This window comes from Qaidamihabitans albus, from assembly GCF_016464705.1.
Taxonomy (GTDB): Bacteria; Actinomycetota; Actinomycetes; order Mycobacteriales; family Pseudonocardiaceae; genus Qaidamihabitans; species Qaidamihabitans albus.
This window is the reverse complement of the sequence record NZ_JAEHOB010000003.1, coordinates 435,113-452,335: the sequence shown is the minus strand read 5'-3', so window position 1 is coordinate 452,335 and position 17,223 is coordinate 435,113. Positions and strand designations below refer to the sequence as shown.

The window sequence follows — 17,223 nt, the reverse complement described above, 5'->3', positions numbered from 1 at the left end:
CGTCACCGCGCACCTCCCGCCGCGATCGAGACCACGGCGCCATGTCCGGCGCCGAGCGACGCGCGGACCTTCGATCCGTCCGAGTTGGCCGGCAGCCACACCACGCCGTCCGGCAGGTCGGCCACCTCGACCGGCAGCGTGACCGAGCCACGGTCGGTCGAGACGGTGACCTGCCCGCCCAGCCCCGCGGCGGTGGCCTTCGACATCCTGGCCAGCACGGGCCGGGCGGTGCCTGCGAGGTGCGGCTCGTCGATCTGCAGGGAGCCGTCGTCGAGCAGCTGGCGCCAGGTCGCGAGCACGGCCTGCCCCTCGCCCGGCGTCACCGGCTGCGCGTGCGGCACGTCCGGCGCGCCCGCGTTGGGCGCCCGCACGGCGAGCCGCTCCAGGTCTCCCGCGGCCGCGGCCGGGGTCTGGGTGAACAGGTCGGCGTCCATCTCGACGCCGAGCGTGTCGAGTACGCGGCAGTCGGGCAGCGCGCCGGTGCCCTCCAGCGTCACCGAGAACTCCCGGCGGCGCCCCTCCCAGTTGAGGAAGCTGCCGGACTTCTCATCGACCGGCGCGATCGGGAGCACCACATCGGCGTGCTCGGTGACCGCGCTGGGCCGCATCTCCAGGCTGACGACGAAGCAGTCCGCCGCCAGTGCCCGGCGGGCCAGCGCCGGATCGGGCAGGTCGTCCGGATCGAGGCCGCCGACGAGCAGTCCGTCGAGCTCACCGGCCGCCGCGGCCGCGACGATGCCGCTGGTGTCCCGGCCCTCCCGGCCCGGCAGGGCACCGGCCTCGATGCCCCAGCTCCGCTCGACCTCGGCGCGGGCGGCCGCGTCGGCGACCGCCCGGCCGCCGGGCAGCAGCGTCGGCAGCGCCCCCGCCTCGACGGCGCCGCGCTCGCCCGCGCGCCGCGGGATCCACGCCAGCCGCGCTCCGGTGCGCTCGGACAGCCGGTGCAGCGCGGAGAACAGGCCCGGGATCTCGGCGGCACGCTCGCCGACGAGCACCACGGCGCCGTCCGCCTTGAGCTGCTCGTCGAGGTCGGTGGCGTGCTGCGCGATCCCCTCGATCGCGGCCGCCTCACCACCAGGCACGCACGCGAGCAGCTCGCCGAAGGTCTTGCGCACCGCAGCCGTCGTCCACTGTCCGAGGTGGACGACCCTCGTGTCCTTGTCCCTGGCCGCCTTGCGCAGCCGCAGGAACACGATCGGCGACTCCTCCTCCGGCTCGAAGGCCACGCACAGCACCAGCGGCGCCTGCTCCAGCGCGGAGTAGGTGACGCCGTTCTCCGGTGTCGTGCCCACCACGCGGGAGGCGAGGAAGTCGAGCTCCTCGGGCGAGTGCGCCCTTGCCCGGAAGTCGATGTCGTTGGTGCGCAGGGCGATCCGCGCGAACTTGCTGTAGGCGTAGGCGTCCTCGACGGTCAGCCTGCCACCGGGCAGCACCGCCGCGCCCCTGCCGTCCCTTGCCTTCGTGAGCCCCTCGGAGGCCGCCCGCAGCGCCTCCGTCCACGGCACCTCCACCAGCTCGCCGCTCTCGCGGTCGCGCACCATCGGCCTGCGCAACCGGTCGGCGGCCTGCGCGTAGCGGAACGCGAAGCGCCCCTTGTCGCAGAGCCATTCCTCGTTGACCTCGGGATCGTCACCGGCGAGCCTGCGCATCACCCGGCCACGGCGGAAGTCGGTACGGCCCGCGCAGCCGGACGCGCAGTGCTCGCACACGTTCGGCGAGGACACCAGGTCGAACGGCCGGGACCGGAACCGGTACTGCGCGCTGGTCAGCGCGCCGACCGGACAGATCTGGATGGTGTTGCCCGAGTAGTATGAGTGGAACGGCTTGCCGCCGCTCGTCCGCGACGCCATGTCCAGCACATCGGCCGTCTCCGCGGTACCGATCTGCTGGTGCACCCCGCGCTCGAGCAGCTCGATGAAGGGATCACCGGCGATCTGGTCGGAGAACCGCGTGCAGCGCTGGCAGAGCACGCAGCGCTCCCGGTCCAGCAACACCTGGCTGGAGATCGGCAGCGGCTTGGGGAACGTCCGCTTGGTGTCCCGGAAGCGGGAGTCCGGCCTGCCGTGCGCCATCGCCTGGTTCTGCAGCGGGCACTCGCCGCCCTTGTCGCAGATCGGGCAGTCGAGCGGGTGGTTGATGAGCAGCAGCTCCATCACGCCCTGCTGCGCCTTGTCGGCGACCGGCGACGTGCGCTGCGTCTTGACCACCATGCCGTCGGCGACCGTCATCGTGCAGGAGGCCTGGGGCTTCGGCATCGGCCTGCCGCCCATCTCCACCTCGACCAGGCACTGGCGGCACGCGCCCGCCGGGTCCAGCAGCGGGTGGTCGCAGAACCGCGGGATCACCGTGCCGAGCCGCTCGGCGGTGCGGATCAGCAGCTCGCCCTTGGGTGCGATGACCTCTTCGCCGTCGATGGTCAGCTTGACGTAGCCCTCGGGGACCGGCGTCTCGCCGGTGGCGGCCTTGTCGGGTGCGATGGTCATCGTTGCGCTCCCACCAATTCGGGCTTGCCGGCCCGGTTCTTCTCGCACAGGGCCAGGAACTCGTCCCGGAAGTACTTGATGCCGCTGGTGATCGGGCTGACCGCGCCGTCGCCGAGCGCACAGAACGAGCGGCCGAGCACGTTGTCACAGACGTCGAGCAGGGTGTCGATGTCCTCCTCGGTGCCCCGGCCCTCGACCATGCGCTCCAGAATCTGCGCCATCCAGTAGGTGCCCTCGCGGCACGGCGTGCACTTGCCACACGACTCGTGCTCGTAGAACTGCGTCCACTTCATCACGGCCCAGGGCACCGAGACGGTCTCGTTGAAGACCTGCACGGCCGTGGTGCCGAGCATCGAGCCCGCCTCGGCCGCGCCCTCGAAGTCCAGCGGCACGTCGAGGTGCTCGGCCGTGAACAGGGGTGTCGACGAGCCGCCCGGCGTCCAGAACTTCAGCGGGATGCCGTCCTTCATGCCACCGCAGAGTTCGAGCAGCTCACGCAGGGTGGTGCCGAGCGGGGCCTCGTACTGGCCGGGCCGTTCGACGTGACCGGAGATGGAGAAGATCTTCGGCCCTGGCGACTTCTCGCTGCCCATCTCGCGGAACCAGTCGGCGCCGCCGTTGACGATGAACGGCACGCTGGCGATGGTCTCGACGTTGTTCACCGTGGTCGGCGCCGCGTACAGGCCCGAGGCCGCGGGGAACGGCGGCTTGAGCCGCGGCTGCCCGCGCCTGCCCTCAAGCGAGTCGAGCAGCGCCGTCTCCTCACCGCAGATGTAGGCGCCCGCCCCGGCGTGCACGGTGATGTCCAGATCGAAGCCCGAGCCGATGATGTCCTTGCCGAGGTAGCCCGCGGCGTACGCCTCGCGGACCGCGGAGTTGAGCCTGCGGATGCAGTGCGGCACCTCGCCGCGCACGTAGATGAAGCAGTGGTGCGAGCGCATCGCGTACGCGGCGATGATGCAGCCCTCGATGAGCGAGTGCGGGTCCGCCATCATCAGCGGGATGTCCTTGCAGGTGCCCGGCTCGCCCTCGTCGGCGTTGATCACCAGGTAGTGCGGCTTGTCCTCGTTGGGCGGCATGAACGACCACTTGACGCCTGCCGGGAAGCCCGCGCCACCGCGGCCGCGCAGGCCCGCGTCCTTGACCAGCTGGACGAGCTGCTCGGGCGTGCCCGCGAGGGCCTTGCGGAACGCGGTGTAGCCCTCGAGCTTCTCGTAGGTGGCCAGCCGCCACGACTGCGGCAAGAGCCACCGCTTGGTGAGTACCGGAGTGATGGGATCCGCGGTCATTTGCTTTCTACCTCCGGCAGTGGAACATCGTCCGCCATCGCCGGCGCCGTCCAGCCGCGGTCCGCGGCCAGCTGGGCTCCGCGCAGGGTCTCGGTAGCCTGTGACGGCCCGTCGACGTCGGCGCGGAAGGTCTCCTCGTCCTCCGGGAAGAACCCGGCGAGCTGGAGCTCGACCGACTTGAAGTCGGACAGCGGCGCACCCCGGCTGGGCGCGGGCGTCTCGCCGCGCCGCAGCGCGTCCACGAGTTCCACCGCCCGCTCCGGCGTCTGGTTGTCGTAGTACTCGTAGTTGACCTGCAGCACCGGCGCGAAGTCGCACGCGGCCAGGCATTCGGCGTGCTCCAGCGTGACCGAGCCGGATTCCCCCGGCGTGCCCGCGGTCTCCTCGTGACCGAGCGGCTTCCCGTCCGCCCCGAGGTGCTCCCCCAGGGTCCTGTAGATCGCGTCCCCGCCGAGCGCCGCGCACAGCGTGTTGGTGCAGACACTCACCAGGTGCTCACCGCAGGGCCTGCGCTTGTACATCGTGTAGAACGTCACCACGGCGCTGACCTCGGCCTCACTGAGGTCGAGCTGCTCGGCGCAGAACGCGATGCCCTCCTGGCTGACGTAGCCCTGCACCGACTGGACGAGGTGCAGCATCGGCAGCAGCGCCGAACGCGACTGCGGGTACCGGCCGGCCAGCTCGCGCGCCTTCGCCGCGATGTCCGGGCCAAACGAGGTGTCGGGCGGGGACTCCTCGAGCATGCCCTCTTCCCGCACGGGCGAGATCGCCATGACGTCGACGTCGCCACCGGCCGGGGCGAAGGTCCGCTCCGCCTGGTCCGGTCCAGGACGCGGCGTCTCCGAAGACTCCGTCATCGGTCCACTCCCCCCATAACCGGGTCGATCGAGGCGATGGCCGCGATGACGTCGGCCACCAGGCCGCCCTCCGACATCGCGGGCATCGCCTGCAGGTTCACGAAGCTCGGTTCCCGCACGTGCACGCGCATCGGCCGGGTACCGCCGTCGGAGACGAGGTGGTAGCCGAGCTCGCCGCGGGGCGACTCGACCGGCACGTAGACCTGGCCGGGCGGCACCGAGAAACCCTCGGTGACCAGCTTGAAGTGGTGGATCAGCGACTCCATGGACTGGCCCATGATCTTGCGGACGTGTTCGAGCGAGTTGCCCATGCCGTCGCTGGAGATGGAGAGCTGCGCGGGCCACGCGATCTTCTTGTCCTCCACCATCACCGGGCCCGGCTCGAGCTTCTTCAGCACCTGCCGGATGATCCGCAGCGATTGGTGCATCTCCTCGACGCGGAGCAGGTAGCGCGCCCAGCAGTCGGCCTCGTTGGAGGTGGGTACGTCGAACTCGAACTCGTCGTAGCAGGAGTAGGGCTCGACCTTGCGCAGGTCCCACGGAATCCCGGCCGAGCGCAGCACCGGGCCGGTCACGCCGAGCGCGAGGCAGGCGTCGACGGGCAGGTAGCCGACGCCCTTGAGCCGGTTACGCCAGATCGGCTGGCCGGTGAACATCTTGTCGTAGAGCGGAAGCCGCTCGTCCATCACCTTGCAGAACTCGGTGACGACCTCTTCGAAGTCGTCCGGCATGTCCTGCGCGAGACCGCCGGGCCGGATGAACGCGTGGTTCATCCGCAGGCCGGTGAGGTACTCGAGGAGGTGCAGTACCTCCTCGCGCTCGCGGAAGCCGAGCGTCATCGCGGTGGTGGCGCCGAGTTCCATGCCGCCGGTGGCGATGTAGACGAAGTGCGAGGCGATCCGGTTGATCTCCAGCAGCAGCACGCGCAGCAGCTGCGCGCGGCGCGGGACCTCGACCCCGAGCAGCTTCTCCACCGCGAGGCAGTAGCCCATCTCGTTGGACAGCGGCGCGAGGTAGTCCATCCGCGTCACGAACGTGACGCCCTGGGTCCAGGTGCGGTACTCGCAGTTCTTCTCGATGCCGGTGTGCAGGTAGCCGATGACCGAGCGCAGCTGCGTGACGGTCTCGCCCTCCATCTCCAGCACGAGCCGGAGCACGCCGTGGGTGGACGGGTGCTGCGGGCCCATGTTGATGACCATGCGCTCGTCGTGCGTGGCGTCGGAGAGGACGTCGTCCCAGTCCCCGCCGCTGACCATGTAGACGCGGCCCTCGGTGGTCTCCCGGGACTCGGCGTAGGGAGCGCTGTCCGAACCCTCCGGCGTCGTGTCGGTGCCGGTGCTCTTCTCGGCGATGCGATCGCTCGTGGTCATGAGTAAGACCTCCGCGTGTCGGGCGGCGGGATCTCCGCGCCCTTGTACTCCACCGGGATCCCGCCGAGCGGGTAGTCCTTGCGCTGCGGAAAGCCGTCCCAGTCGTCCGGCATCAGGATGCGGGTCAGCGCGGGATGCCCGTCGTAGACGATCCCGAACATGTCGTAAGCCTCGCGCTCGTGCCAGTCGGCCGTCGGGTAGACGTCCACGATGGACGGAACGTGTGCATCCTCGATGTCGAGGGTGACCTCCAGCCGGATCCGGCGCCGGTAGGTCAGCGAGGTCAGGTGGTACACCGAGTGCAGCCGCTGCGGCACGTCCTCGCCGTAGTCCACACCGGACACCGAGCTGCACAGCTCGAACCGCAGGCCCGCGTCGTTGCGCAGCGTCCGGCAGATCGCGACGAGGTGCTCACGGTCGACGTAGAAGGTGATCTCGCCGCGGTCGACGGTCACCTGCTGGATCGCCTCGGCGGGAATGCCGTTGTCGGACATGGCCGCGTAGAACTCGTCGGCGAAGTCGTCGAACCAGCCGCCGTAGGGACGTTCGGCGGGCGGCGGCGAGTACGCGGGCAGCCGCAGGCCGCCGTAACCGGACGTGTCACCGGTCCCGGAGACACCGAACATGCCCTTGCGCTCCCGTCCGGCGACGACCGGCTCCGCAGGCTGGGCGGGTTCGGAGCCGCGGGGCTCCAGCCCGGTCTCGGCGCGTTCGGCGCTCGACTGCTCGCCACCGGGCTCTGGCTTCTCCTCGGGCATCGGGCTCACTTCTTCGCGTACTTGATCGACGACGGGACGATCTCGGTGGTCTCACCGCTTGCGGCACGCAGCGCCGCGCGGCGCGGCCCCATCGGCTCGTCCTGGATCTTGGCGTGCAGCTTGAGGATCGCGTCGAGCAGCATCTCCGGCCGCGGCGGGCAGCCGGGCAGGTACATGTCGACCGGCACGATGTGGTCCACGCCCTGCACGACGGCGTAGTTGTTGAACATCCCGCCGGAGGAGGCGCACACGCCCATCGCGAGCACCCAGCGCGGCTCGGCCATCTGGTCGTAGATCTGGCGCAGGACCGGGGCCATCTTCTGCGTCACCCGGCCGGCGACGATCATCAGGTCGGCCTGCCGCGGCGTCGCGCTGAACCGCTCCATGCCGAAGCGCGCGATGTCGTAGCGGGAGCCGCCGGTGGTCATCATCTCGATCGCGCAGCAGGCGAGCCCGAAGGTCGCAGGCCACAGCGAGTTCTTGCGTGCCCAGTTGACCAGGCCTTCCAGGCTGGCCAACAGGATTCCGTTGGGTAGCTTCTCTTCGAGACCCATGATTCGCTAATTCCAATCCAGCCCGCCGCGCCGCCACACGTAGATGTCGGCGATGAAGAACGTCGAGATGAACAGCGTGACCGCCACGACACCCCACAGGCCGAGAGCGTCGGCCGAAACGGCGTACGGGAACAGGAACACCATCTCGATGTCGAAAAGAATGAACAGCATCGCCGTGACGTAGTAGGCGACCGGCATCCGGCCACCACCCACCACCGGCTGCGGCGACGGCTCGATGCCGCACTCGTACGCGGAGAACTTGGCCTTGTTGTACCTGCTGGGCCCGAGGAGTGGTCCGAGCAGCACGGAGAAGACGCCGAACGCGACGGCGAGCGCGAAGAGCAACACCAACGGCAGGTACATGTCCAGGCCGGGCCCCGCACTCTCCTGCGCCTGCACCACCCCTACCGCGGCTTCCGACAGCAACACTCCGGCACCAATCCTTTCCGCGCCGCTGCGTTGGACGTGGTCTTGTGCAACTACCTCGGCGGCACCCTAAGGGACCTGCATCACACGGCCGAGGGTTAGGCCACCCTTACTCGGCGTGCCCGACCACCCCTGTCGCAACCGATGAATCACACCTGCTTGTGAAATAGTTCACAAGCTTCCGGTCGAAGTTGTGAAGCCGTTCACAAGGCATGGGGTCAGTGTAGGACGCGACTCACAGGCTTGTCGCTAGCCCCGTGGTATAAGGCTTACCTAAGCTCTCGGACACCGAACCGCGGAGTCCAATCGCCGTAGCGCTGCCGACCAGCACAAAAAGGACGGGTCGTACTCGGCACCGCCCTGGAGTACGCGCGTACTGTGAGGTATCCCACGTCAGCGCGGAGCAGGGGTGAGCCGGGACGCCGCGGAGATGAGCCGGTCGACGAGGTCGCCGCCCTTGGCGTCGAAGCAGCCGGAGAGGCCCTTGTAGACGAGCGGGATGAGCGGGTTGACGCGCAGCCCGTACTTCGTCGCAGCCCGCATCACGGCCGGCTTGCCGATGGCCCTGGCGAAGGCGTTGCCGAGCCGGTAGTAGCCGCCCATCTCCTCGGCGAGCGCCTCCGGGTAACGACGCAACACCCGCTCCCGGGAGGGACCCTCCGGGCGCGCGAGCGCCTGCACCACGTGCTCGGCGGCGAGCTGGGCGGACTCCATCGCCGCGGAGATGCCCTCCCCGTTGAACGGGCTCACCATCCCGCCCGCGTCGCCGAGCAGCAGCAGCCCGTCGCGGTAGTGCGGGGTGCGGTTGAAGCCCATCGGCAGGCCCGCACCGCCAATGCGGCCGACCGCGTTCTCCTCGCGGTAGCCCCACTCCTCCGGGGTGGAGTCCAGCCACGACCGCAGCAGCGCGCGATAGTCGGTGTTGCGGAAGGCCTTCGAGGTGGACAGGATGCCGAGCCCGACGTTCACGGTGCCGTCGCCGAGCGGGAACGCCCAGCCGTAGCCGGGCAGCAGCCGCGGCCGGGCCGGGTCGCTGCGGTCCCACAGTTCGAGGTGGCCCTCGATGAACGGGTCGTCGTGGCGCGGGCTCCGGTAGTAGCGCCGCACGGCGACGCCCATCGGCCGCTTCTCGTCTTTGTCGATGCCGACGGACAGCGCCAGCCGCGCGGACACGCCGTCGCAGGCCAGCACCAGCGGCGCGCGATAGGCGACCGGGCGCTTGTCCTCACCCGCCTTGCCCTGCACGCCGACGACCCGGCCGGTGCGCTCGTCGGTGATCGCGCCGGTGACCGTGGTGCGCTCGTGCAGCCGCGCGCCCGCCTTCATCGCGGTTCTGGCGAGCAGGTCGTCGAAGTCGTGCCGGGTGCGGGAGACGCCGTAGGCCGGGTAGCTGGCGAGGTCCGGCCAGTCGAGTTCGAGGGTGAGCTCGCCGGTGAGAATGCGCAGTCCCCTGCTGTGCACCCAGCCCGCCTCCTGGCTGGTGTCCAGGCCGAGGTCGATGAGCTGCTTGACGCCGCGCGGTGTGAGTCCGTCACCGCAGACCTTCTCGCGCGGGAAGGCGGTCTTCTCCAGCAGGAGCACGTCCACGCCCGCGCGGGCGAGGTAGGTGGCGACGGTGGAACCGGCTGGACCGGCACCGACGACGATGACCTCGGCGTCGTGAGTCATGCGGCCGAGTCTACGGAAGCCGGTTTCCTCGCCCGGTGGATCGCGACGACGCCGAATGTGAGGTTCATCCACTCGACCTTCCGCCAGCCCGCGGCCGCGATGATCTCGGCGAGCCCGCGCTGGTCGGGCCAGTTCAGCATGGACTCGGCCAGGTAGGCGTAGGCGTCGGGGTTGGTCGAGGAGCGGCGGCCGAGCCACGTCATCGCGCGCAGCACGAACCTGCGGTAGGCGAACCGGATCAGGGCGTTCGTCGGCGTGGATATCTCACAGATGACCAGCCTGCCGCCGGGCCGCACGACCCGGGCGATCTCGGTGAGTGCCGCGGAGGTGTCGACGAAGTTGCGGACGCCGAAGGTGATCGTCGCGGCGTCGAAGCTCTCGTCGGCGAAGGGCAGGCGCAACGCGTCGGCGGCGACCATCGGCACGCCGCGGTGCCTGCCGTTGCGGAGCATGCCGAGTGAGAAGTCCGCCGCCACACACCACGCGCCGGCATGTGTGTACTCCTGGGTCGACACGCCCGTACCGGCCGCGAGGTCGAGGACCTTCTCGCCTTCGCGCGCGTCCAGCACCCGGGAGGTGGTGATGCGCCAGCGGCGGTCGAAGCCGAACGTCATCACCGAGTTCGCGCGGTCGTAGCCGGCGGCGACATCGTCGAACATGGCGGCGACTTCGCGCGGATCCTTGTCCAGGCTCGCTCGGGACATGCCCCGACCCTAGCCGCCCCCGGCGTGTCCGCGTGCCATGCACCGGTGTCAGCGGTTCCGGCACATGTGTCCGCGCTCCGCGTACGGACCGGCGTGCACAGACGGCCGACACGTGTACGCCGGGCGCGGACACGAGGTCAGCCGAGCGCGGCGAGCATCCCGCGCACAGACACGGGCCAGGCGAAGTCCTCTGCCCTGGCACGGGCCGCGGCACGGCGCGCGCTCTCCGGGCGCGCCAGCAGCGCGGTGACCGCCGTCGCGAACGCCGGTGCGTGATCGGCGACCGCGGCACCGCAGGCGGGGCCCACGATCTCGCGCAACGCCGATGAGGCCGACACCACCACGGGCGTTCCGGAGGCCAGCGCCTCCAGCGCCGCGAGCCCGAACGTCTCGTGCGGGCCCGGCGCGAGCGAGATGTCCGCACTGGCAAGCAGCCTGGCGACCGCGGGGCGATCGGACACGAAGCCGAGGAAGGTGACCGGCAGCCCGCGGGCACGGCGCTCCAGCGCATGACGGCGCGGCCCGTCGCCCGCCACCACCAGCCGTGCACTGACGCCGGACTCGGTCAGCTCGGCGACGGCGTCCACACTGCGCTCCACGTGTTTCTCCGGCGAGAGCCGGCCACAGTGGACGAGCAACGCGTCGGCGCCGCGGGACAGCGCGTGCCGCCAGCCGTCGTCGCGCAAGGTCGGCGTGAACGCGCGCAGGTCCACGCCGAGCGGCACCCGGCGCACGTTCGGCGCGGCGATCCGATCGAACTCGGCACGCGCGAACGACGTGGTGCACACCACCGTGTCGTAGCCGCCCGCCAGGCGGCGGTTGGCGGCGTCGGCGACCCGGCGGGCGAGCGGCGCGGGCAGCAGGAACTGCTCCAGCAGGCGGTCGAGCCGCTCATGGGAGATCACCGTGCTCGGTATGCCCCGGTCGCGGGCCCACCGGCCCATCCCGCGCAACGTCAGCCGGTCCGAGACCTCCAGCCGATCCGGCCGCAGCTCGCGCAGCACCGCGCGCACCCGGTGCGGGTCGACGGCGCGATAGCCGCCGGTGCCGGGGATCCTCGGCGCGGGCAGCGAGTAGCGCCGGACGCCGGTGGCCAGCTCCTCGTCGGCGTGCCGCGGGCCGGGCACGACGAGCGTGACCCGGTGCCCGCTCGCGACGTACCCGGCGCCCAGGTGGTGCAGCGCCGTGCGCAGGCCGCCCGAGCGTGGCCCGTAGAAGTTCGCCAGCTGGACGATGTGCACGTCACGCCGCCCTCGCGACCCCGCCGAGCACGGCCTCGTAGTGGCCCATCAGCTCCTGGCACACCTCGGGCCAGCCGCGCCCGAGCACGCTCCGTCGCGCCAGCCTGCCCATCCGCGTGCGCACGCCGGCATCGCGCAGCTCGTCCACGCGGGCCAGCAGTTCCGCCGTGAACGCGGCGGGCTCGACCGGCAGCAGGTACCCCGTGCGGCCGGAGCGCACCAGGTCGCGGGGACCGCCCGCGGCCGGGGCGAGCACCGGAAGCCCGGAGGCCATCGCCTCCTGCACCGCCTGGCAGAACGTCTCGTGCGGGCCGGTGTGCACGAACACGTCGAAGCTCGCGTAGATCGTCGCCAGCTCGGCCCCGTAGCGGGCGCCGAGGAACGCGGCGCCGGGCATCCGCTCACGCAGGCCCGGCAGGCCGGGGCCGTCGCCGACCACCACGACCCGCACTCCCGGCACACCGGCCAGCGGGACCAGGCGCTCGACCTCCTTCTCCGGGGCGAGCCTGCCGACGAAGCCGACCAGCAGCTCACCGTCAGGGGCCAGCTCGGCGCGTAGCGCGCTGTCGGCGTGGTCCGGGTCGAACCGGCCGAGGTCCACGCCCCGCCCCCAGCGGTGCACCCTGGGCACGCCGTGCAGCCGCAGCTCGCGCACCGAGTGGGTGGACGGGGCCAGCGTCCGGTCCGCCCTGCCGTGCAGGCGGCGCACCCAGCGCCATGCGGCGCGGGCACCGAGGCCGAGGCCGTAGGCGGCGGCGAAGCCGGCGATGTCGGTCTGGTAGACGGCCACCGACGGCACGCCGAGCCGCCTGGCCGCGGCCAGCCCGCGCGCGCCGACCACGAACGGCGAGGCCAGGTGCACCACGTCCGGCCGGAACTCGGCCAGCGCGGTGAGCACCGTCCGGGTGGGCACGCCGATCGGCAGCGAGTTCACGACCGGCAGCCCGACAGCCGGGACCCGCACGACCGGTGCGCCGCGGTAGGACTCGGGCCCGGCACCCGGCGCGATCACCAGCACGTCGTGCGCGCGCTCGCGCAGGTGCTCCACGACGCGGAGCACGGAGTTGGTCACGCCGTTCACCTGCGGTAGGAAGCTCTCGGTGACAATGGCGACTCGCACGATGCGCACTGTCGCAGCCGATCCGGTCCGTCCTGGCCACAGCCGCGTGACCGCCGGGTCAACGGCAGCGGAACTCTTCGGTCGGTAGCGCGCCCGGCCGGTTCGTCGGGCAATGGCGGGCCGAACGTCACCTCGATGTCGCATTCCGGTCACTCGGCGTGGCCAGGCTAGAGACGTATGGCACTCCTGTCGTCCCGCACCTGGCAGCCGGTCGAGCCCGGTCTGCTGTCCAGAGCGCTCGAGGTCGCCGGGCGTCTCGCCAACGACGCCACCGACGTGATCACGGCGACCGCGGGCCGTGGCGCGCGCCCGGGTACCGAGGAGTCACCGTTCGACTGGGTCACCGACACCGATCGCACGCTCGAACGCCACACCCGCCGCGTGCTGACCGCCGAGTTCCCCGGTATGCCGGTGATCGGCGCGGAGTTCGGTGCCGAGCCCACCGCCGACGCGGCGGAGTACCGCTGGCTGGTCGATCCGGTCGACGGCACCGCCAACTATGTCGCGGGGATCCCGTGGTGTGCCTACAGCCTCGCGCTCGTCGACGCGTCGGGGCCGGTGGTCGGCGTGGTCGCCGACCCCTACCGCGGGCAGATCTACGCCGCCGCGCGCGGCCGTGGCACGCGGGCCAACGGGCGGCCGGTCGAGCTCACCGGGCAGCGCGGCACGGTTGGCGCGATCGTGTGCACCGAGCTCACCCGCCAGGGTTCGTGGCCGGGACTCGGCGGGTTCATCGAGCGCGCCGCCGCCGAGCATGCCGGTGTCCGGGTGCTCGGCTCGGCGGCGCTGTCGATCGCGCAGGTGGCGCTGGGCCATGCCACCGCGGCCGTGCTGCACCGCTACCACGAGTGGGACGTCGCGGGCGCGATCGCGCTGGCGATCGAGGCCGGCGCCGTGGTGCTCGACCGCCGCGGCGAGGACTCCGTCCTGCCCGCGGACGGCCTGCTGGTGGCGGCGCCCGGTGCGGCCGAGGAGGTCCTGTCCTGGTGGCTGGCTCCCGACCCCTCGTGAGTGGCTACACGAGTTCTAACTCGTGTGCGCACTCACGACCGGGGCGCGCAGGCGGGAGCGGATCCACCACAGCAGCGGCCCGGCCACCAGCCACGTGAACAGGATCGTCGTGCCCACCGGCAACAGGGTCAGCAGCCAGCTGCGCCCGGCGACCCGCGCCAGTTCGGGATCCGTCGTGTCGTACTCGATCCGGACGAGCTGCCCCTCGACAAGGCCGTCCGGGTAGAGCACGCCGTTCGCGGGGCTGTGCGCGACCCCGTCCGGGGTCTCGAACCGGATGATGGTCCGGTCGAACAGCACCTGCTCGACCTGCGCGGTCGCCGTGCCGTGGTTGTCGGAGATCGCGTCGTCGTTGCGGATAGCCGCGAAGACCAGCAGCACGCACAGCAGGGTGATGACAGCGGCGACACCGAACAGCGCGCGGGCGCCGATCCGCCACGCTCGCTCGTTGCCCGCCATCACGCGGCGAGCATAGCCGCCGCCGTCACCTCCGCGTGGCCAGCTGGTCGTGCGTGCGCCGGATCTCCCGGTACGAGGGCGGTTCCGCCACCGCGGCCGTCCGCGCGGCCGCCGCACCGGGTGCCGCCGCCGGCTTGCCGGGCGTGAACAGCCAGGTCCGGAACAGCTCGTCCAGCTGCTCGCCGGAGATCTCCTCGGCCAGCGCGACGAACTCCTCGGTGGTGCCGTGGCTGCCCTTCTTCCGCTCCAGCCACGTCCGCAGGATCGTGAAGAACGCCTCGTCGCCGACGGCCTCGCGCAGCGCGTGAACGGTGAGCGCGCCCCGGTCGTACACCGCGGAGTGGAACTGGTTCTCCGGGCCGGGATCGCCCGGCAGCACCTGCCAGAACTCGTCGTCGGCCGGGTAGGAGTCGTAGAGGTAGCGGGCCAGCTCGTCCGCCGTGCCCTCGCCGACGTGCTCGGACCACAGGAACTCCGCGTAGCTGGCGAAGCCCTCGTTGAGCCAGATGTCGCTCCACTCGGCCAGCGCGACGGAGTCGCCGAACCACTGGTGCGCGCTCTCGTGCACGACCACCGACATGTTGGTACCCGCCCGGAAGAAGGCCTGGTCGTACACCGACCGCGTCTGGTTCTCCAGCGCGAAGCCGAGCCCGGTGGTCGCGATCCCGCCCTGCGCCTCGAACGGGTACGGGCCGAAGTAGGGCTCCAGGAACTCCACGACCTCGGGGCTGCGCTCGATACTCGCCTTCGCGGCGGGCAGGCTCGCGCCGAGGGCCGGGTCGTAGGCGGTGATGAACGGCTGCCCGCTCGGCGTCGTGGACTGCAGCACCTCGTAGTCACCGATCGCGAGAAACGCCAGGTACGTCGTCTGCGGCTCGGTGCTGCGCCAGTTCCAGCGCGTCCAGCCCGCCCGCTGCTTGGTCTTGCGCACGAGGCTGCCGTTGGACAACGCCGACACGTCGTCGGGCACCTCCACCGACACGTCGTAGGTGGCCTTGTCGGTGGGATGGTCGTTGGACGGGAACCACCACTCCGCGATGTGCGGCTCGTCGACCGCGAGCGCGCCGGTGTCGGTCCGCTTCCACGCGGTGAAGCCGTCGATGGCGACCTTCGACGGCGTGTCGGCGTAGTTGACGACCACCGTCACCGGCTGGTTCTCCGCGAGCGGCGTGTGCGGGGTGACCACCAGCTCGCTCGGGTCGTCCGGGTCGGTGGCGAACCGCGCGGGCTGGTTGTTGACGCGCACCGAGCGCACCTTCAGCCCGAAGTCCAGGTTGAACCTGGACAGCTCCTGCCTCGTGGTGGCGAGGATCGTCGTGGTGCCCGCCAGCCGGTCGGCCTCGGGCCGGTAGGTCAGCCGGATGTCGTAGTGGGCGACGTCGTAGCCGCCGTTGCCCGCGCCCGGGTAGTACGGGTCACCGAGGCCGGGCGCGCCCGGGTCGGGCACGGCACTGGCCGAGGTGGTGAACAGGACGGCGACGAGTGCTGCCGCGACAGCGCCGGTGCCGGCGCGAGCTGTGAACCCCATGCGGGGAACCTAGCGAGGAACCGGCTGCCGCGACACGGCCGATCGTGGGGTCATTCGCCGGAGACGGCCGCGGAGACGGCGGCGCGCACCCGGGCGTGCAGGTCTCGGTGCCGGGTGCGGTCCACCCGCACCTCCACCACCCGCAGGCCGGGTTCGGGACGCAGCGCGGCCCGGAACTCGGTCAGCGTCTCGGCCAGCGTGTACGGCACGCGGTAACCGGCGCACAGGGCACCGAGATCGGCGTCGTGCGGGGTGCCGAAGACCCGTTCGAAACCCTGGCCGTGCTCGGGCGCGCCCTGTTCGAGCAGGGAGAAGATGCCGCCGCCGTCGTCGTTGAGCACGACGATCGTGAGGTCGGGGCGCGCCTCGGCGGGCCCGGTGAGCAGGCCGTTGATGTCGTGCAGGAACGTCAGGTCACCGAGCAGGGCGTAGGACGGTCCGTGGTGGACGGTGGCGGCACCGATGGCGGTGGACACCGTGCCGTCGATCCCGGCGACGCCACGGTTGCGGTGCACCAGCACGTCCGGCCGCCGCCCGCCGGCCAGTGCGACGTCGCGCGCCGGGTTGGACGAGCCGACGACGAGCAGCGCGTCGGGCGGAAGCCCGTCGACGAGTTCGGTCGCCAGCCGCAGGCCGCTCGGCCAGGACTCCTCGGCGAGTGCCCCGCGCACCGCCGTGGCCGCGGCGACGTCGGCGCGCTGCCAGCGCCCGAGCCACTCCGCGTCGGCCGGCTTGGTCGGCTCGTCGAACCACTGCCCGACCTGCCGGACGTTGTGCGCGGGTGCGGGCCAGTCGGAGTCGGGGCGCACCAGCAGGACCTCGACATCCGGATCGGACAGCAGCTCCTGGACCGGGCGGAACACCGTCGGCCGTCCGATGCAGAGCACCTGCTCCGGCTTGTGCTCGGCGAGGAATCCCTCGACGCCGAGCAGCCACGTCCCGGACGAGATGGCAGTGCCGCCACCCAGGCCGAGGCCGCCGGTCTCGGAGACGACGGGCCAGCCGTGCTGCTCGGCCCATTCGCTGGCGGCACGCACCCCGGCGTCGCAGGCGATCACCAGGCCGTGCCGCGTCGAGGGGACCACGAACGACGGCAGCGCGCCGAAGTCACGCAGCTCGGTCCAGCGGGCCCCGCGGGGGCGGCCTTCGAGCGACTCGTACCAGTGCTCGTCGCCGTCGGGCACCAGCGGCTCGCGGAACGGCACGTTGAGGTGCACGGGCCCGCATCGCCACTCGCCGTACGCGGCGTTCCAGGCCCGGCAGATCTGGCTGCGCCAGTACGCGTTCTGCCCGGCTCTGCGCTCGGCCACGGCCAGCTCGTCGAAGTAGCGTACGGCGCCGCCGTAGAGGCGCTGCTGGTCGATGACCTGGTTGGCACCCGCGGCCCGCAGCTCGGGCGGCCGGTCCGCGGTGAGGACGATCAGCGGCACCCCGGCCCGGTCGGCCTCCAGCACGGCGGGGTGGAAGTTGGCGGCGGCCGTGCCCGAGGTGCAGACGACGGCGACCGGGCGACCGGTGCGCGCGGCGATGCCCAGCGCCAGGAAGGCGGCACCCCGCTCGTCGATCCGGACGTGCAGGCTCAGCTTCCCTGCCGCCGCGGCGTCGTACAGCGCCAGCGAGAGCGGTGCGTTACGGGAGCCGGGGCTGAGCACCACGTGGGAAACGGTGTTGCGAACGAGCTCGTCGACGATCACCCTCGCCTGCGCGGTGGACGGGTTCACCGGCGAAACCCCCACGCTGTCACGGTGGTCATGA

At 71.5% G+C, this 17,223-nt stretch carries 15 protein-coding genes; 1 reads left to right on the top strand and 14 read right to left on the bottom strand.

The genetic code is table 11. From position 1 onward, the window contains the following. Nucleotides 1-2: 2 nt before the first annotated feature. The 11 genes from JAP66_RS08485 to JAP66_RS08435 form a co-directional block, all read right to left on the bottom strand. Nucleotides 3-2,483, bottom strand: coding sequence for an NADH-quinone oxidoreductase subunit G (locus tag JAP66_RS08485; protein ID WP_199431033.1), 2,481 nt, complete (start codon nt 2,481-2,483; stop codon nt 3-5). Beyond that, the gene (gene nuoF / locus JAP66_RS08480) at nt 2,480-3,772 is read right to left on the bottom strand and encodes an NADH-quinone oxidoreductase subunit NuoF (protein WP_199431032.1); all 1,293 of its coding nucleotides are present in this window, start codon (nt 3,770-3,772) and stop codon (nt 2,480-2,482) included. Before nuoF ends, JAP66_RS08485 begins: the two co-directional genes overlap by 4 nt. Further along, nucleotides 3,769-4,629, bottom strand: a complete 861-nt coding sequence (nuoE, locus tag JAP66_RS08475) for an NADH-quinone oxidoreductase subunit NuoE (protein ID WP_199431031.1) — start codon at nt 4,627-4,629, stop codon at nt 3,769-3,771. Before nuoE ends, nuoF begins: the two co-directional genes overlap by 4 nt. Further along, nucleotides 4,626-5,999 carry an NADH-quinone oxidoreductase subunit D gene (locus tag JAP66_RS08470; protein WP_199431030.1) on the bottom strand — a complete coding sequence of 458 codons (1,374 nt, stop codon included), beginning with the start codon at nt 5,997-5,999 and terminating at the stop codon, nt 4,626-4,628. The genes nuoE and JAP66_RS08470 overlap by 4 nt, the downstream gene beginning before the upstream one ends. Continuing rightward, a complete protein-coding gene (locus JAP66_RS08465; protein WP_199431029.1) occupies nt 5,996-6,757 on the bottom strand; it encodes an NADH-quinone oxidoreductase subunit C in 762 nt (253 codons plus the stop codon). Before JAP66_RS08465 ends, JAP66_RS08470 begins: the two co-directional genes overlap by 4 nt. 5 nt (nt 6,758-6,762) lie before the next feature. After that, on the bottom strand, nt 6,763-7,311 hold the full coding sequence (locus tag JAP66_RS08460) for a NuoB/complex I 20 kDa subunit family protein (RefSeq protein WP_199431028.1): 549 nt from the start codon (nt 7,309-7,311) through the stop codon (nt 6,763-6,765). A gap of 6 nt (nt 7,312-7,317) precedes the next feature. Beyond that, the gene (locus JAP66_RS08455) at nt 7,318-7,674 is read right to left on the bottom strand and encodes an NADH-quinone oxidoreductase subunit A (protein ID WP_199431143.1); all 357 of its coding nucleotides are present in this window, start codon (nt 7,672-7,674) and stop codon (nt 7,318-7,320) included. Nucleotides 7,675-8,130: 456 nt separating this feature from the next. Further along, on the bottom strand, nt 8,131-9,405 hold the full coding sequence (locus tag JAP66_RS08450) for a geranylgeranyl reductase family protein (RefSeq protein ID WP_199431027.1): 1,275 nt from the start codon (nt 9,403-9,405) through the stop codon (nt 8,131-8,133). Continuing rightward, nucleotides 9,402-10,109, bottom strand: a complete 708-nt coding sequence (locus tag JAP66_RS08445; RefSeq protein ID WP_199431026.1) for a demethylmenaquinone methyltransferase — start codon at nt 10,107-10,109, stop codon at nt 9,402-9,404. The genes JAP66_RS08450 and JAP66_RS08445 overlap by 4 nt, the downstream gene beginning before the upstream one ends. 137 nt (nt 10,110-10,246) lie before the next feature. Beyond that, nucleotides 10,247-11,350 carry a glycosyltransferase gene (locus JAP66_RS08440; protein WP_199431025.1) on the bottom strand — a complete coding sequence of 368 codons (1,104 nt, stop codon included), beginning with the start codon at nt 11,348-11,350 and terminating at the stop codon, nt 10,247-10,249. Between the two features lies 1 nt (nt 11,351). After that, entirely contained in the window at nt 11,352-12,470 is a 1,119-nt protein-coding gene (locus JAP66_RS08435) for a glycosyltransferase family 4 protein (RefSeq protein ID WP_199431024.1), read from the bottom strand. A 177-nt stretch (nt 12,471-12,647) separates the two neighbouring features. On the opposite strand from JAP66_RS08435, the gene JAP66_RS08430 reads away from it, so the two are divergent. Next, entirely contained in the window at nt 12,648-13,481 is an 834-nt protein-coding gene (locus tag JAP66_RS08430) for an inositol monophosphatase family protein (RefSeq protein WP_199431023.1), read from the top strand. A gap of 15 nt (nt 13,482-13,496) precedes the next feature. Here the strand turns inward: JAP66_RS08430 and JAP66_RS08425 are convergent, their stop codons facing one another. The 3 genes from JAP66_RS08425 to menD are packed head-to-tail and all read right to left on the bottom strand — an operon-like array spanning nt 13,497 to nt 17,189. Next, complete coding sequence (locus JAP66_RS08425) at nt 13,497-13,940, bottom strand: DUF3592 domain-containing protein (RefSeq protein ID WP_199431142.1); 444 nt, start codon at nt 13,938-13,940, stop codon at nt 13,497-13,499. Between the two features lie 25 nt (nt 13,941-13,965). Beyond that, complete coding sequence (locus JAP66_RS08420; RefSeq protein ID WP_199431022.1) at nt 13,966-15,468, bottom strand: M1 family metallopeptidase; 1,503 nt, start codon at nt 15,466-15,468, stop codon at nt 13,966-13,968. Nucleotides 15,469-15,518: 50 nt separating this feature from the next. Beyond that, nucleotides 15,519-17,189, bottom strand: a complete 1,671-nt coding sequence (menD, locus tag JAP66_RS08415) for a 2-succinyl-5-enolpyruvyl-6-hydroxy-3-cyclohexene-1-carboxylic-acid synthase (RefSeq protein WP_199431141.1) — start codon at nt 17,187-17,189, stop codon at nt 15,519-15,521. Between the last annotated feature and the right edge of the window lie 34 nt (nt 17,190-17,223).

Coding starts and splice junctions, on each gene's coding strand:
- JAP66_RS08485 (WP_199431033.1), bottom strand. CDS start 2,483: ATGACCATCGCACCCGACAAGGCCGCCACCGGCGAGACGCCGGTCCCC.
- nuoF (WP_199431032.1), bottom strand. CDS start 3,772: ATGACCGCGGATCCCATCACTCCGGTACTCACCAAGCGGTGGCTCTTG.
- nuoE (WP_199431031.1), bottom strand. CDS start 4,629: ATGACGGAGTCTTCGGAGACGCCGCGTCCTGGACCGGACCAGGCGGAG.
- JAP66_RS08470 (WP_199431030.1), bottom strand. CDS start 5,999: ATGACCACGAGCGATCGCATCGCCGAGAAGAGCACCGGCACCGACACG.
- JAP66_RS08465 (WP_199431029.1), bottom strand. CDS start 6,757: ATGCCCGAGGAGAAGCCAGAGCCCGGTGGCGAGCAGTCGAGCGCCGAA.
- JAP66_RS08460 (WP_199431028.1), bottom strand. CDS start 7,311: ATGGGTCTCGAAGAGAAGCTACCCAACGGAATCCTGTTGGCCAGCCTG.
- JAP66_RS08455 (WP_199431143.1), bottom strand. CDS start 7,674: ATGTACCTGCCGTTGGTGTTGCTCTTCGCGCTCGCCGTCGCGTTCGGC.
- JAP66_RS08450 (WP_199431027.1), bottom strand. CDS start 9,405: ATGACTCACGACGCCGAGGTCATCGTCGTCGGTGCCGGTCCAGCCGGT.
- JAP66_RS08445 (WP_199431026.1), bottom strand. CDS start 10,109: ATGTCCCGAGCGAGCCTGGACAAGGATCCGCGCGAAGTCGCCGCCATG.
- JAP66_RS08430 (WP_199431023.1), top strand. CDS start 12,648: ATGGCACTCCTGTCGTCCCGCACCTGGCAGCCGGTCGAGCCCGGTCTG.
- JAP66_RS08425 (WP_199431142.1), bottom strand. CDS start 13,940: ATGGCGGGCAACGAGCGAGCGTGGCGGATCGGCGCCCGCGCGCTGTTC.
- JAP66_RS08420 (WP_199431022.1), bottom strand. CDS start 15,468: ATGGGGTTCACAGCTCGCGCCGGCACCGGCGCTGTCGCGGCAGCACTC.